The organism is Burkholderia gladioli, assembly GCF_000959725.1.
Classification (GTDB): Bacteria; Pseudomonadota; Gammaproteobacteria; order Burkholderiales; family Burkholderiaceae; genus Burkholderia; species Burkholderia gladioli.
The window spans coordinates 287,946-302,796 of the sequence record NZ_CP009323.1; the positions used below are offsets into that span (position 1 = coordinate 287,946).

Below are 14,851 nucleotides of genomic sequence, written 5' to 3' on the forward strand. Positions count from 1 at the left end.
GCTGCGGCAAGCTCCGGCGGATTGTAAAGACCCTCGGCGGGCGGGCGCAACAAAATTTTCGAGTTGTGAGATTGTTTCTCACGATACGAAATTTTGCTGCGCTGCACCCTTGCCGCTTGGCCCATCCGCGACAAATTTCGCTTTCGGTTCAACAATGCGCGACGCCGTTTTGTCCGCATGGCCCTGCGCTACAATGCGTGCCATGTTGACCGATCGGCTATTCGCACGCTCGGCGCGAGCGTCCGGTGCGCCGGCCGAGTCGCAGCCGTCCCGTTGGCACCACGGCCCGTGGTGGTCCAATTCCTATCTGTTGACGCCGCTGCTGTCGATCCTGGTGTTCCTGGTGGTGATGAGCCTCATCCTGTGGAGCCTCAACCGCCGCGAACAACAACAGCAGGAAGACACCCTCTATCGCAACGTCGCCTGGGCGCAGCAGCAGATCCGCCTGTCGATGACGAGCGCCCAGGAGCAACTGCAGGCCTTCGCGCGCGACATCGCGCTGGGCCGCGTCGACGAGCACGGCTTCCAGTCCGGCGTCGGCGACGTGATGCAGGCGCATCCCGAGATCCTCTACCTGAACTGGTATGTCGCGCCCGGCGCCGCGCGCTGGCCGGACATGCAGATCCCGGCGCTGGGTCAGCGCCTGGCCAAGCCGAACGACACCCAACTGGCCGAGATCGTGCGCGGCGCCTGGTCGGACGCCAGGCAAACGCGCCGGCAGGCCTACGCGGCGATAGCCTACGACGATTTCGGCAACGGCTTCGTGACGCTGCAGACCCCGGTGATGCGCGACCGCGAATACCTGGGCTCGATCGCCGCGGTGTTCTCGGTCGAGGGCATCCTCAAGCACGACATCCCGCCCGAGCTGTCGGCCAAGTACAAGATCTCGATCACCGACGTCAACAACCGCGAGCTGGCCTCGACCTCCTCGCGCCCGCGCCTGCCGCGCGACGCCCATTACGACCTGCCGCTGGACCCGCCCGGCCAGGGCCTGACGGTTCGCGTCTACGCCTACCCGCAGATGACGAACCTGACGAACAACACGCTCGTCTGGCTGGTCGCGGGCCTGTCCTGCTTCGTGCTCTGGAGCCTGTGGAGCCTCTGGAAGCACACCCGCCAGCGCTTCGAGGCGCAGCAGGCGCTGTACGCGGAAGCCTTCTTCCGGCGCGCGATGGAGAATTCGGTGCTGATCGGCATGCGCGTGCTGGACATGCACGGCCGCATCACCCACGTGAACCCGGCCTTCTGCCGCATGACGGGCTGGGACGAGGCCGACCTGGTCGGCAAGACCGCGCCCTTCCCCTACTGGCCGCGCGACGCCTATCCCGAAATGCAGCGCCAGCTCGACATGACGCTGCGCGGCAAGGCGCCCTCCTCGGGCTTCGAGCTGCGGGTGCGCCGCAAGGACGCCTCGATGTTCCATGCGCGGCTCTATGTTTCGCCGCTGATCGACAGCTCGGGCCGCCAGACCGGCTGGATGTCGTCGATGACCGACATCACCGAGCCCAAGCGCGCCCGCGAGGAACTGGCCGCCGCCCACGAGCGCTTCACTACCGTGCTGGAGAGCCTGGACGCCGCGGTTTCGGTGCTGGCCGCCGACGAGGCCGAGCTGCTGTTCGCCAACCGCTACTACCGCCATCTGTTCGGCATCCGCCCCGACGGCCACCTGGAGTTGTCCGGCGGCGGCTTCGACAGCACCCAGGCCTCCTCCGACTCGATCGACATGGTCGACGCCTTCGCCGGCCTGCCGGCCACGGCGCTGACCGAAAGCACGGCCGACGCGCAGGAAGTCTACGTCGAGAGCATCCAGAAGTGGTTCGAGGTGCGCCGCCAGTACATCCAGTGGGTGGACGGCCATCTGGCGCAGATGCAGATCGCCACCGACATCACCACCCGCAAGAAGGCCCAGGAACTGGCCCACCAGCAGGAAGAGAAGCTGCAGTTCACCAGCCGCCTGATGACGATGGGCGAGATGGCCTCGTCGATCGCGCACGAGCTGAACCAGCCGCTGGCGGCCATCAACAACTACTGCTCGGGCACCGTGGCGCTGGTCAAGAGCGGCCGCGGCACCGCCGAGACGCTGCTGCCGGCGCTCGAGAAGACCGCCCAGCAAGCGCTGCGCGCCGGCATGATCGTCAAGCGCATCCGCGAATTCGTGAAGCGCAGCGAGCCCAAGCGCCAGGCCGCGCGGGTGGCCGACATCGTGGCCGACGCGGTGGGCCTGGCCGAGATCGAGGCGCGCAAGCGACGAATCCGGATCGTCACGGAAATTCGCGCGAGAATGCCTATCATTTATGTCGACCCCGTGCTGATCGAGCAGGTGTTGATGAACCTGATGAAGAACGCGGCCGAGGCGATGGGCGAGGTCAAGGATCCGAACACCGACGGCCTGATCCGCGTGGTGGCCGACATCGAGGCCGGCTTCGTCGACATCCGTGTGATCGACCAGGGCCCGGGCGTGGACGAAGCGTCCGCCGAGCGCCTGTTCGAACCGTTCTACAGCACCAAGTCCGACGGCATGGGCATGGGGCTCAACATCTGTCGTTCGATCATCGAGTCGCACCGCGGTCGGCTCTGGGTCGTCAACAATATCGAGGCGGACGGCCGCGTTTCCGGCGCGACGTTCCATTGCAGCCTGCCCATCGGGGCACCCGAGGACCACGGCCGCAGCGGCGTGGCATCACATACTGTTACGGGAGAGATATGAATAGCCCTGTCACCACCCCTCAGGAAACCGTCTTTGTCGTCGACGATGACGAGGCCGTGCGCGATTCGCTGCGCTGGCTGCTGGAGGCGAACGGCTATCGCGTGCAATGCTTCTCGAGCGCCGAGCAGTTTCTCGACGGCTATCAGCCGGCCCTGCAGGCCGGCCAGATCGCCTGCCTGATCCTCGACGTGCGGATGTCGGGCATGAGCGGCCTGGAGTTGCAGGAACGCCTGATCGCCGACAACGCAGCGCTGCCGATCATCTTCGTGACGGGCCACGGCGACGTGCCGATGGCGGTCTCGACCATGAAGAAGGGCGCGATGGACTTCATCGAGAAGCCCTTCGACGAGGCCGAGCTGCGCAAGCTGGTCGAGCGCATGCTCGACAAGGCCCGCAACGAGAGCAAGAGCGTCCAGGAGCAGCGCGCCGCCAGCGAGCGCCTGTCCAAGCTGACCGCGCGCGAGCAGCAGGTGCTCGAGCGCATCATCGCGGGGCGCCTGAACAAGCAGATCGCCGACGATCTCGGCATCAGCATCAAGACGGTCGAGGCGCACCGCGCCAACATCATGGAAAAGCTCAACGTCAACACGGTCGCGGACCTGCTGCGTCTCGCGCTGTCGAAGAAGCAGGCCTGAGCGCGTAACGCGCCGCCCTGTCACGCCCCGGCCACGGGGCTGGCGAGGGCGCGTGATCCCGGGGGCGCTTGCGTTGATCTGCTTGCCTTCCCGACCTGCCGCTTGATGGACCGCCGCGGCATCCGCGTTGCGACCCGGGTCGCCGCGCGGATGCCGCGGCCTTGCATTCGGCGCCCGCGCGGCCGGCCCGGCTGGCCCGAACGTCCCGGCGCGGCCATGCCCCGCCCGTGACGACGCCCGCCGCCGGTCGTGCCCCCCCATCCATCGCGCCGTCATGGCGCCCCATCGCCGGATCGATGTCGGGTCCCGGCAGGCGATGGGTATAATTCCGTGCTTTGCAGCGGCGCCCCCGCCGGGCCGCCGCGCCGGCTTTTCCCTATTCGGATCGAATCCCACCATGACAGCCACCCTGATCGACGGCAACGCCCTTTCGAAGACCCTGCGCGCGCAAGCGGCCGAACGCGCCGCCGCGCTGAGCGCGCGCGGCCATCGCCCCGGCCTCGCGGTCGTGCTGGTCGGCGACAACCCGGCCAGCGAAGTCTATGTCCGCAACAAGATCAAGGCCTGCGAGGACAACGGCTTCTATTCGAAGAAGGACGTCTACCCGGCGACGCTGTCCGAAGCCGACCTGCTGGCCCATATCGACGCGCTGAACCGCGACCCGCAGATCCACGGCATCCTGGTGCAACTGCCGCTGCCGGGCCATATCGACAGCCACAAGGTGATCGAGGCGATCGCGCCCGAGAAGGACGTGGACGGCTTCCACGTCGCCAATGCCGGCGCGCTGATGACCGGCAAGCCGCTGTTCCGCCCCTGCACGCCCTATGGCGTGATGAAGATGTTCGAGGCGCATGGCATTGACCTGAGCGGCGCCAACGCGGTGGTGATCGGCCGCTCGAACATCGTCGGCAAGCCGATGGCGATGCTGCTGCTCGAGGCCGGCGCGACGGTCACCATCTGCCACAGCAAGACCCGCGACCTGGCCGCCCACACGCGCCAGGCCGACGTGGTGGTGGCCGCGGTCGGCAAGCGCAACGTGCTGACCGCCGACATGATCAAGCCCGGCGCGGTGGTGATCGACGTCGGCATGAATCGCAACGAGGCAGGCAAGCTCTGCGGCGACGTCGATTTCGACGGCCTGCGCGAGGTGGCCGGCTTCATCACGCCGGTGCCGGGCGGGGTCGGCCCGATGACGATCACGATGCTGCTGATCAACACGCTCGAAGCCGCCGAACGCGCGGCCGACGCGGCGGCCTGAGCGCCCGGGGCCCGGTCGAGCCGCGCAGGCTTCGGCCGGCTTCCCGGGCCCCGCCCCGCCGCCTGCCGGCGGGGCGCTTCCCCGCTTTTCGCCCCCGCTGCTCGTTTTCGCCCCCTCCCCGTCGCGCCGTCTTCCCGCCCCGCTTTTCCCCGAGCCGCCGCCCGCCCCGTCGCGCCGCCAATCACCTCGTTAGAAACTTCCGATTGGAAACCGGCCACACCGCCCCAATAATGTCGACATGCCGCGGCCTCGCTGCCGCGCCCGTTGAACCGAATTCCGACCCCGCAGGGAGCACCATGTCCGTCAGCGCCAATGCCAACCCGCTTCTCGATTTCTCCGGCCTGCCCCGCTTCGGCGAGATCCGTCCCGAACACGTGACGCCCGCCCTCGATACGCTGCTCGAACAGGCGGAAGACGCCGTCGCCCGTGCCGCCGACCCGGCCACGCCCGCCACCTGGAACGAGGTGGTGGAAGCCGTCGAGCGCGTGACCGAGCCGCTCGGCCGCGCCTGGGGCATCGTTGGCCACCTGAACGCGGTGGCCGACACGCCGGAGCTGCGCGCGACCTACGGCGAGAACCTGCCGCGCGTGACCGAATTCTGGTCGAGCGTGGGGCAGAACCTCGCGCTCTACGAGAAGTACAAGGCGATCGCCGCCGGCGCCGAATACGCCACGCTGAGCGCCGAGCGCCGCAAGATCCTCGACAACTCGCTGCGCGACTTCCGCCTGTCGGGCGCCGAGCTGCCCGAGGCGCAGAAGCCGCGCTTCGCCGAGCTGCAGGAGCAGCAGGCCGCGCTCTCGAAGGCCTTCTCGGACCACGTGCTCGACGCCACCAACGGCTACGCCTACTACGCCGAATCGGAAGACCAGCTCGCCGGCCTGCCCGACGACGCGATCGCCGCCGCACGCGAGGCCGCGCAGCGCGAGGACAAGGCCGGCTGGAAGTTCACCCTGCACTTCCCCTCCTACTTCCCGGTCCTGCAATACGCCGACAACCGCGCGATGCGCGAGACCCTGTACCGCGCCTACGTCACGCGCGCCTCGGAACTGGGCCCGCAATACGGCGGCGGCAAGGCCGAATGGGACAACACCAAGGTGGTGGCCGAGACGCTCGCGCTGCGCCGCGAGGAAGCCGTGATGCTCGGCTACGCGAACTTCGCGGAAGTGTCGCTGGCGCCGAAGATGGCCGAATCGCCGGCCCAGGTCACGGCCTTCCTGGAGGACCTGGCGGTGCGCGCGCGTCCGCACGCCGAGCGCGACTGGGACGAGTTGCGCGCCTTCGCCGCCGGCACGCTCGGCATGAGCGAGCTGGCGCCCTGGGACGTCGCCTACGCGGCCGAGAAGCTGCGCGAGCAGCGCTACGCGTTCTCGGAAAACGAGGTCAAGCAGTACTTCCCGGAACCGGCCGTGCTGAAGGGCCTGTTCACCGTCACCGAGACGCTGTTCGGCGTGAAGATCCGCCGCGACGAGGCGCCGGTCTGGCATCCCGACGTGCGCTTCTTCCGCGTCGAGAACGCCGACGGCAGCCTGGTCGCGCAGTTCTATCTCGACCTCTACGCGCGCGAGGGCAAGCGCGGCGGCGCCTGGATGGACGATGCGCGCTCGCGCGCCCGACGCGCGGCCGGCCTGCAGACGCCGGTGGCCTACCTGACCTGCAACTTCTCGGCGCCGATCGGCGACAAGCCGGCCTGCTTCACGCACGACGAAGTGATCACGCTGTTCCACGAGTTCGGCCATGGCCTGCACCACATGCTCACGCGCGTCGACGAGCTCGGCGTGTCGGGCATCAACGGCGTGGAATGGGATGCGGTCGAGCTGCCCTCGCAGTTCATGGAGAACTTCTGCTGGGAATGGGACGTGCTGCCCTCGATGTCCTCGCACGTCGAGACCGGCGCCTCGCTGCCGCGCGCGCTGTTCGACAAGATGCTGGCCGCGAAGAACTTCCAGAGCGGGCTGGGCACACTGCGCCAGATCGTGTTCTCGATGTACGACATGCTGCTGCACGTCGATTTCGATCCGGCCGGCGCCAGCAACGCGGTGGAGTTCGCGCGCGAGATCAACGAGCGCTTCCACGTGATCCCGCAGGCACCGTTCTCGCGCTGGCCGAACACCTTCAGCCATATCTTCGCGGGCGGTTACGCGGCCGGCTACTACAGCTACAAGTGGGCCGAGGTGCTGTCGGCCGACGCCTACGCGGCCTTCGAGGAAGCGGCCAAGGCGAGCGGCACGGTGCTCGACGCGGCCACCGGCACGCGCTATCGCCGCGAGATCCTCGAAGTGGGCGGCAGCCGACCGGCGATGGACTCGTTCAAGGCCTTCCGCGGCCGCGAGCCGGAGATCGACGCGCTGCTGCGCCACAACGGCATGGCCGCCGGCACGCAGCCGCACTGAGGCGCCGCCAGGGCGCCTGATCGACACGCGCCGGCCGTAGCCGGCACGTGTCGAATATGTCGAACACCGACCAACGGCATCCACCTCGCGTGGATGCCGTTTTTTCATGCGCACGCGCTGTCCGCTTCGTCGTCACCCTCCTCGATCGAGACTTCGGGCGCCGGGTCCTCGTCGTCGTCGAACAACGCGATCTGGCCGTGGCGCTCGGCCGTGTCCTCGTCGACCCTCACGCCCACGCCGAGCAGCCGCACCGGCTGGCGCCGCCGCTCCAGTCCCTTCTCGAGCAGCGCGACGGCCGTGCCCGCATCGCTGCGATCGGCCACGCACTCGACCGTGGTGCGCTGGAAATCGGCGAAGCGGATCTTCACGAACAGCTTGCGGATGGTCTTGCGCGAGTGGGTGCGCTCGATGCGCGTGTCGAGCTGGACCACCAGCTTGCGCAGTTCCTCGGCGCACTGCTCGGGCGTGACGAGATCGGCCACATAGGTGGTCTCCACGCTGACCGACTTGCGCTCGCGATCGGCATGCACGCGCCGCTCGTCGATGCCGCGCGAGAGCTCGTGCAGACGCCGGCCGAAGGCGCCGAACTCGCGATGCAGGTCGAACAGCGACCAGTCGCGCAACTGCGCGCAGGTCTCGATGCCGAGCCGTTCGAGCCTCCCGGCGGTCACCCGGCCGACGCCGAACAGCTTGCGCACCGGCAGCGCCGCCACGAAGGCCTCGACCTGATGCGGGCGCACCACGAACAGGCCGTCGGGCTTGTTCCAGTCGGAGGCGATCTTGGCGATGAACTTGTTCGGCGCGACGCCGGCCGAGACCGTCACGCCGACCGTGTCGCGCACGCGCTCGCGGATCTCGCGCGCGATCAGGGTGGCGCTGCCCTGGCAGCGCTCGGTGCCGCTGACGTCGAGATAGGCCTCGTCGAGCGAGAGCGGCTCGACCTCGGGCGTGTAGTCGCGATAGATCGCCATGATCGCGCGCGAGGCGATGCGGTACTTGTCCATCGAGGGCGGCAGGATCAGCAGCTCGGGGCACTTGCGCACCGCCAGCGCCGAGGACATCGCCGAATGCACGCCGAAGCGCCGCGCCTCGTAGTTGCAGGTGGCGATCACGCCGCGCCGGTCGGGCCGCCCACCCACCGCGAGCGGCCGGCCGCGCAGCGAGGGATCGTCGCGCATCTCGACCGAGGCGTAGAAGCAGTCGCAGTCGAGGTGGATGATCTTGCGCGCGAACCCGGCCGCGCCGCCCGGCGAGGCGGACGGCGCGGCGGATTCCATGGCGGGGGCGGCAGCGAGCGGTTTCAAGGTGACGACACTGTACAAAAAAACAGTGTCGCCGTGTTGAGGGATCGCTTGGAAAAGATAAAGGGTTGGAGCAGCCGCGCGGCATTGCGATGCCGCGCCATGCCGCCCTTATTGCCGGAACACGGCCAGCTTGGTGGCGAGCCCGAGGAAGAAGGCGCCCAGCGTGCGGTCGATCCAGGCCGCCATGCGCCGGCTGGCGCGAAAACGCTGTGCCAGGCGATCGCCGAACAGGATCAGCGGCGGCTCGATCACGGCCGCCACCGCGATGATCAGCACGCCGTGCAGGCCGAGCTGCAGCGGCACCGGCCCGGCGCCGGCCACCACGAACTGCGGCAGCAGGGCCAGGAAGAAGATCGCGACCTTGGGGTTGAGGATGTCGATCAGCACGCCCTGCAGGAACACCTGCATGGGGCTGCGTTGGCGGGTCGGCTCGTCGAGCTGGAAGGCGACCGACTTCGACCGGAGCGCCTGGATGCCGAGCCAGCTCAGGTAGATCACGCCCACCCACTTCACCACCAGGAACAGGCTGGCCGAGGTGTAGAGGATCGCCGACAGGCCGATCGCGGCGCACATCACATGGAATAGCGCGCCGCTCCAGACCCCGAGCATCGCGGCGAAACCGTGGCGCCGGCCGCTCTTGACGGTATGGCCGAGCATGAAGGCCAGGTCCGGCCCCGGCGTGACGTTGAGCAGCACGGCCATGCCCAGGAAGGCCAGCCAGTGGGCGGAATCGTAGTGGAGCATCGCCATCCCCTGAATTCGATCGGCGGCACGGATCGCCTCGCGCGTCGTGCCTGTCCGGCAGAGCATACGGCAGGCGCTTTCGCCCGATCAATCCCCGCGTGCGCCGCCGTGTGCCTGCGTCGTGTGCCGCGCGGGCGGCTCGACGCACCGTCACGGTCGGATCGCTTGAGGATCCGTACCGGTCGTTCGGACTCCAGGTGTACCGCCGCGCGCCGGGTTCGCCGCCTATACTCGACCAGCCCAATCACCAACAGGAACACCGGAATGAAGACGATCGGCCTGATCGGCGGGATGAGCTGGGAATCGTCGGCGGAATACTACCGGATGATCAACCGCGCCTCGAAGGCGCGGCACGGCGGCCACCACAACGCGAAGAGCGTGATGGTGACGGTCGATTTCGCCGAGATCGAGGCGCTGCAGCGCGCCCGGGACTGGGACGCGCTCGGCGCGCGCATGGCCGACGCGGCGCGACAGTTGCAGTCGGCCGGCGCCGACGTCGTGGTGCTGACCACCAACACCATGCATCGCGTGGCCGACGCGATCGAGCGCGCGGTCACGCTGCCCTTCCTGCACATCGCCGATCCGACCGGCGCCGCGCTGCGCGCGGCCGGCGTGGAGCGGGTCGCCCTGCTCGGCACGCGCTACACCATGGAACTGCCGTTCTACGCGGCGCGGCTGGCCGAGCGTTTCGGCATCGAGGTGCTGACGCCGGACGCCGAGGATCGCGACACGGTCCATCGCGTGATCTACGAGGAGCTTTGCCACGGCCTGATCGAGCCGGCCTCGCGCGCCGCCTACGCGGCCATCATCGGCCGGCTGGCCGCGCGCGGCGCGCAGGCGGTGATCCTCGGCTGCACCGAGATCACGCTGCTGATCGGCGAGCGCGATTCGCCGCTGCCGGTGTTCGATACCACCGCGCTGCACGCGCAGGCCGCGGTGGATTTCGCGGCGGCCTGAACTTCGCCCGGACGACGCCAGCCGCTGCCTCAGATCCCCGTCAAACCCTGCAGGCTGATCTTCGACTGCGTGTTGGCGGGTTGTTCCCCGAGCTTGCTCAGCGCACCGTCGGCACCGATCGCGTAGGCCACGATCTTGTCGTCGCCGGCATAGTCCTGGTAGAGGAACTTGCCGTCCGGGCTGACCCAGGAATCGTTGGCGAAGGCCGAGCTCTGGCCCGCGACCGGCGTTTCGGTGGCCGCCGAGGCGTTGACCAGCGTGAGCTTGCCGGCACCGTCGATCGAGAACAGCGAGACCGCGCCGCTGCCGTTGCCGATGTAGGCGAAGCGGTTGTCCGGCGTCAGCGAGATCCAGCAGGGCGCGGCCTGCCCGGTCACGGTGACGGGCGCGCCGGTCGAGGTGAAGTTGCCGCTCGGCTCCGAGAAGCTGAAGGATTCCACGCTGCCGCCCGGCGCGTCGGTCACCACGTAGGTGGAAGCCAGCGCGCCGGTGCCGAAGCGGCCGCCGAACGGGCCGACGCCGGCCGAGGTGCTGTTCACCGGCGTGCCGAGCGTGCCGTCGGCCTGCACCGGGAAGGCCAGCAGCGTATTGAGCGGCGCGGTGGGCGTGACGGTGCGCAGGAAGCCGTTGACGATCACGAACTTGCCGTCCGGGCTCAGCGACACCTGGGTCGGCAGCGCGTCCTGCACCACCACCGCGTACTGGCCGATCGCGCTCAGCTTGCCGTCGTCGCCGACACGATAGGCACCCAGCTCCTGCGCGCCCTGCTGGTGCGTGACATAGAGCACGCCGTTCGAAAACGCCAGCGAGGTCGGCCGCGTGCCGCCGGTGGGCGACACCGCCAGCAGGCTCAGCGTGCTGCCCGAGATCGAGAACACGCTGACCGTGTTGTCGCCGGCATTGGCCACGAACAAACGCGTGCCGTCCGGCGAGACGATCAGGCTGTTGTTGCTGGTCAGCGCATCGGGCGCGACCGTGTTGCCCATGAAGTAGTTGACGCCATTGGTGCCCTTGCCGCCGGTCGCCAGGCTCGGCATCGCGCTCAGCGTGCCGTCCGCGTTGCGCACGAAATGCAGCACCGCGTTCTGCGCGTCGTTGGTCTGCGCGAACAGCTGCGTGACCTTCTGCGGCGTGGCCGGAGGCGTGACAGCCGGCGGCGTGACCGCGGGCGGCGCGCTCGCCGTCGTCGTCGAATCGTCGCCGCCGCATGCCGCCAGCATCACCGCCGTAATCGTCAGTGCCGTCACCAGTTTGAGCTTCATCCGTTTCACCTCGTTCGTCAGTATTCGAGTTCCCCCCGCATGCCGGATCGGCTGCCTGTCTCGCGGGTGGTTCATGTGCGCTCGGCGCCCGGCTCCTGGTTGTCCGGGTTCGTCCGCGCGCCAGTCAATTCGGAACACTGACGGTTGCGGTTACAACGAGTGAAAAAAAGAAGCCCGCGATCCCTTCCAGGATCGCGGGCTCGCGGGCCGCGCTCGGCTCGCCCGGACGACCTTACTTCGACATCGCGTCCGATGCCGCGGGCGCCATGCCCATCGCATCGTGCTTCTTCATCTTGCCGCCCTTCTTGCCCATCGTGTCGTGCTTCATGGCGTCGTGCTTCATGGCGCCGTTGCCCATCGCGTCATGCGACATCGCATCCTTGCTCATCGCGTCGTTCGACATGGCGCCGCTCGCCTGCGCGAATGCCGCCGAAGCGCCGAAAGCCAGCGTTGCCGTCACGATTGCCGTTGCCAGAACCTTCATCATGTACTCCTTTACCGGGTGGAAAAAATCGGTCCGTCCATCGCGGACCGTTTGGGGGAACAGCCGGCGGACCTCAGGATCCGCCGAACCAGTTGTAACCCTGGTCGACCCAGTAACCGCCCGGGTAGACATTGGTCACGAATATCTCGACGATGTGCTTCGGATTCTTGTAGCCGAGCTTGGTCGGCATCCGCAGCTTCATCGGGTAGCCGTATTGCGCCGGCAGGCGCTGGCCGTCGTAGTCGAAGGCCAGCAGCGTCTGCGGATGCAGGGCCGTGGCCATGTCGATGCTTTCGTAGTAGTCGTCGGCGCAGCGGAACCCCACGTACTTCGCGCTGGTATCGGCGCCGACGCGCCGCAGGAAATCGCCGAAGCGCGTGCCGCCCCAGCGGCCGATCGCGCTCCAGCCTTCCACGCAGATATGCCGCGTGATCTGCTCCTCGTGCGGCAGGGCATACAGTTCGGGCAGCGTCCAGATGCGCTGCCCCTTCACCAGGCCGCCGAGCTTCAGGCGGAAGTCGCTGCCGTCCACCTGCGGCACCTGGTCGATGCCGTAGAAGGCATTGAAGGGGAACGGCCGCGTGATCTGCGCCTCGGTATAGGTGGGCGCCAACGCGCGCGGATCGAACAGCGCGGCCTGCACGCGATCGTTGAGGCGCGAGACGGCGGACAGGAAACCGTCGACCGAGGCGTCGTCGCCGAGCGTGCAGCCGCTGAGCATCGACAGGCCGCCGAGCGTCAGCAGGCGCTTGCCGAACAGGCGCCGCGAGGGCATCGAGAGTTCACGTTGCGCATCGGCGAGCACGGTGTCGCGATCGACGCTCAGGCGCGGGCGGAGCAGGTTCTTCATGGTTCTTCTCCTGCGCTCAACGGCCGCGCAGCATGGTCAGCAGCGAGCGCGGCACCAAGGCCACCATCGCGACATGCACGACGATGAAGGCTGCCATCACCGCCATCGCGCAGAAGTGCACCACGCGCGCCGTGTCGTAGCCGCCGAACAGCTCGCGCAGCAAGGGAAACTGCACCGATTTCCAGATCGCGAGCCCCGACAGCACCAGCACGATCAGGTCGAGCACCACCACCAGGTAGGCGAGTTTCTGGACCGCGTTGTAGTGCGTCAGGTCCGCGTGCGAGAGCTTGCCGCGCAGGGCCGCGAACAGGTCGCGCAACACCGCGCCGGGCGACAGCGGGAAGAAGCGCGCCGTGAAGCGTCCGCTGGCGAGGTTGATCGCCAGGTAGACCAGCCCGTTGAGCACCAGCAGCCACATCGCCGCGAAATGCCATTGCAGCGCGCCGCCGAGCCAGCCGCCCAGCGTCCACGACGAGGGGAACGTGATCGATTCGAACACCGGCGAGGCGTTGTAGATACGCCAGCCGGACAGCATCATCAGCAGCGCGGCCAGCGCATTGAGCCAGTGCGTGATGCGCAGCCAGACCGGATGCACCGGCTTGGCTCGCATCGGCTGCGGCCCGGATCGGGTCAGGGAGAGTGCCATATCGAACACCGCGTAAGTGGATTGCAAGGATTCGTGTTCGTCGAACATGAACCGTCATGCCAAGGTATTCGATAGCGCGGTGCGTTCGGTTACACCAGCACGCAAATATTTTTGCCGTCGCGCCGTCACCCGCACCGGGCGGCCGCCGAACCGGACAACGTGGTAGGCCGAAGCGAAGCGCGCGACCTCGAGGCGAGGCGATCGGGCCACGCGCTTGCGGCACCCAAATCCTTCGGTTATTCTGCGGCAGTCGTTCTAAAACAGTCGATCTAAAACCCCGATTTCGAAGACCTGAGCCGTCGTACCCAGGCGCGCGGCCCGCGCCGTCCCAGGTCGATGCCAGTCCGGCGGACACGCCCAGTCGCGACCGCCGCCCCGTCATCACAGGATGCACCTTGTACGCAGCGGAAGACCGCCTGAAAGCGCTGTTCGTCAGCGGACTCGACGGCAATGCCAACGCCTATCACGGCTTTCTGCAGGAATTGACGCGTCACCTGCGCGGCTATCTGCGCAAGCGCATTCCGCAATTGCACGACGACGTCGAGGACCTGGTCCAGGAGATCCTGCTGGCCGTCCATCATGCGCGCCACACCTATCGCAGCGACGAGCCGCTGACGGCCTGGGTGCATGCGATCGCGCGCTACAAGCTGATGGATTTCTTCCGCTCGCGGTTTCGCCGCGAAGCGCTCAACGTGCCCTTCGAGGACGATCACGAGGCGATGTTCGCCGTGGCCGACGACGAGCCGGCCCAGGCGCGCCACGATATCGGCAAGCTGCTCGAGCACCTGCCCGACAAGCAGCGGTTGCCGATCCTGCATGTGAAGCTGCAGGGTTTGTCGGTAACCGAGACGGCGGCGCTGACGGGCCTGTCCGAATCAGCGGTGAAGGTGGGCGTGCATCGCGGGCTCAAGGCGCTGGCGGCGCGGATCCGGGGTGAGCGATGAGAACCGATGAACTGATCGGCCTGCTCGCCACCGGTGTCGCGCCCGCCGATCGCGGCGCCGCGGCGCGCCGCTTCGGCACGGCGCTGCCGCTCGGCCTGGGCGGCTCGCTGCTGCTGACCTGGTTGCTGTTCGGCTGGCGCCGCGACCTGGCACCGGCAATGGACACGGCCCTGTTCTGGATCAAGCTCGCCTTTCCGCTGGCCGTGGCGGCTGTCGCCTGGCCGCTGGCCGAACGCCTGGGCCGCCCCGGCTCGCGAGGCGGGCGTCGCTGGTGGCTGCTCGCGCTGCCCTTCCTGCTGGTGTGGATCGGCGGCGCACTCGTGCTGGCCGCCGCGGCGCCCGGAGCGCGCCTGCCGCTGATGCTGGGCCTGTCGTGGAAGGTCTGTGCGCTCAACATCCTGCTGCTGTCGACACCGAGCTTCGCCGCGGTGTTCTGGGCCATGCGCGCCCTGGCGGCGACCCGGCCGAGGCTGGCCGGCGCGGTGGCCGGGCTGCTCGCCAGCGCGATCGCGACCGCCGCCTATTGCCTGCATTGCCCGGAGATGAGCCCGGCCTTCTGGGCGCTCTGGTATGTGCTGGGGATGTCGTTGCCGGCCGCGCTCGGCGCGCTGCTGGGGCCGCGCCTGCTGCGCTGGTGATGCGGCCGTCGCCGCGCGCTGCCGTTCGCTGC

Annotated in this window: 14 protein-coding genes; 7 read left to right on the forward strand and 7 right to left on the reverse strand. The window is 68.2% G+C overall.

Translation table 11 applies throughout. The annotated features are described in order from the left end of the window. Positions 1-78: 78 nt before the first annotated feature. Positions 79-204, reverse strand: coding sequence for a hypothetical protein (locus BM43_RS42495; RefSeq protein ID WP_255222532.1), 126 nt, complete (start codon positions 202-204; stop codon positions 79-81). Between BM43_RS42495 and fixL the strand changes: the two genes are divergently transcribed. From fixL to BM43_RS18150, 4 genes are all read left to right on the forward strand, one after another. Beyond that, positions 203-2,707: an oxygen sensor histidine kinase FixL gene (gene fixL / locus BM43_RS18135; RefSeq protein ID WP_036050010.1), complete on the forward strand. Its 2,505-nt coding sequence runs from the start codon at positions 203-205 to the stop codon at positions 2,705-2,707. The two genes, BM43_RS42495 and fixL, sit on opposite strands and share 2 nt — an antisense overlap. Next, positions 2,704-3,342 (forward strand): oxygen response regulator transcription factor FixJ, encoded by a 639-nt coding sequence (gene fixJ / locus BM43_RS18140; protein WP_013698749.1) that lies wholly within the window; start codon positions 2,704-2,706, stop codon positions 3,340-3,342. Before fixL ends, fixJ begins: the two co-directional genes overlap by 4 nt. A gap of 397 nt (positions 3,343-3,739) precedes the next feature. Next, positions 3,740-4,600 (forward strand): bifunctional methylenetetrahydrofolate dehydrogenase/methenyltetrahydrofolate cyclohydrolase FolD, encoded by an 861-nt coding sequence (gene folD, locus BM43_RS18145; RefSeq protein ID WP_013698750.1) that lies wholly within the window; start codon positions 3,740-3,742, stop codon positions 4,598-4,600. A 296-nt stretch (positions 4,601-4,896) separates the two neighbouring features. Next, positions 4,897-6,990, forward strand: a complete 2,094-nt coding sequence (locus BM43_RS18150) for a M3 family metallopeptidase (RefSeq protein ID WP_036050002.1) — start codon at positions 4,897-4,899, stop codon at positions 6,988-6,990. A 104-nt stretch (positions 6,991-7,094) separates the two neighbouring features. Here BM43_RS18150 and dinB read toward each other — a convergent pair whose 3' ends face one another. Beyond that, entirely contained in the window at positions 7,095-8,267 is a 1,173-nt protein-coding gene (gene dinB, locus BM43_RS18155; protein WP_036050000.1) for a DNA polymerase IV, read from the reverse strand. A gap of 135 nt (positions 8,268-8,402) precedes the next feature. Next, positions 8,403-9,038, reverse strand: coding sequence for a LysE family translocator (locus tag BM43_RS18160; protein WP_036053105.1), 636 nt, complete (start codon positions 9,036-9,038; stop codon positions 8,403-8,405). Positions 9,039-9,302: 264 nt separating this feature from the next. On the opposite strand from BM43_RS18160, the gene BM43_RS18165 reads away from it, so the two are divergent. Beyond that, a complete protein-coding gene (locus tag BM43_RS18165; protein WP_036049997.1) occupies positions 9,303-9,995 on the forward strand; it encodes an aspartate/glutamate racemase family protein in 693 nt (230 codons plus the stop codon). 29 nt (positions 9,996-10,024) lie between these two features. Here BM43_RS18165 and BM43_RS18170 read toward each other — a convergent pair whose 3' ends face one another. The 4 genes from BM43_RS18170 to BM43_RS18185 all read right to left on the reverse strand — a co-directional run bounded on the left by BM43_RS18170 (position 10,025) and on the right by BM43_RS18185 (position 13,237). Continuing rightward, positions 10,025-11,257, reverse strand: coding sequence for a lactonase family protein (locus BM43_RS18170; RefSeq protein ID WP_036049993.1), 1,233 nt, complete (start codon positions 11,255-11,257; stop codon positions 10,025-10,027). A gap of 232 nt (positions 11,258-11,489) precedes the next feature. Further along, positions 11,490-11,741, reverse strand: coding sequence for a pentapeptide MXKDX repeat protein (locus BM43_RS18175; RefSeq protein ID WP_036049980.1), 252 nt, complete (start codon positions 11,739-11,741; stop codon positions 11,490-11,492). A 73-nt stretch (positions 11,742-11,814) separates the two neighbouring features. Further along, complete coding sequence (locus BM43_RS18180) at positions 11,815-12,591, reverse strand: molybdopterin-dependent oxidoreductase (RefSeq protein WP_013698757.1); 777 nt, start codon at positions 12,589-12,591, stop codon at positions 11,815-11,817. 16 nt (positions 12,592-12,607) lie between these two features. Next, entirely contained in the window at positions 12,608-13,237 is a 630-nt protein-coding gene (locus BM43_RS18185; RefSeq protein ID WP_036041027.1) for a cytochrome b/b6 domain-containing protein, read from the reverse strand. A gap of 395 nt (positions 13,238-13,632) precedes the next feature. On the opposite strand from BM43_RS18185, the gene BM43_RS18190 reads away from it, so the two are divergent. Together BM43_RS18190 and BM43_RS18195 are read left to right on the forward strand one after the other, a co-directional pair. Further along, the gene (locus tag BM43_RS18190) at positions 13,633-14,181 is read left to right on the forward strand and encodes a sigma-70 family RNA polymerase sigma factor (protein ID WP_013698759.1); all 549 of its coding nucleotides are present in this window, start codon (positions 13,633-13,635) and stop codon (positions 14,179-14,181) included. After that, positions 14,178-14,819, forward strand: coding sequence for a DUF1109 domain-containing protein (locus BM43_RS18195; RefSeq protein WP_017919213.1), 642 nt, complete (start codon positions 14,178-14,180; stop codon positions 14,817-14,819). The genes BM43_RS18190 and BM43_RS18195 overlap by 4 nt, the downstream gene beginning before the upstream one ends. Positions 14,820-14,851: the final 32 nt, after the last annotated feature.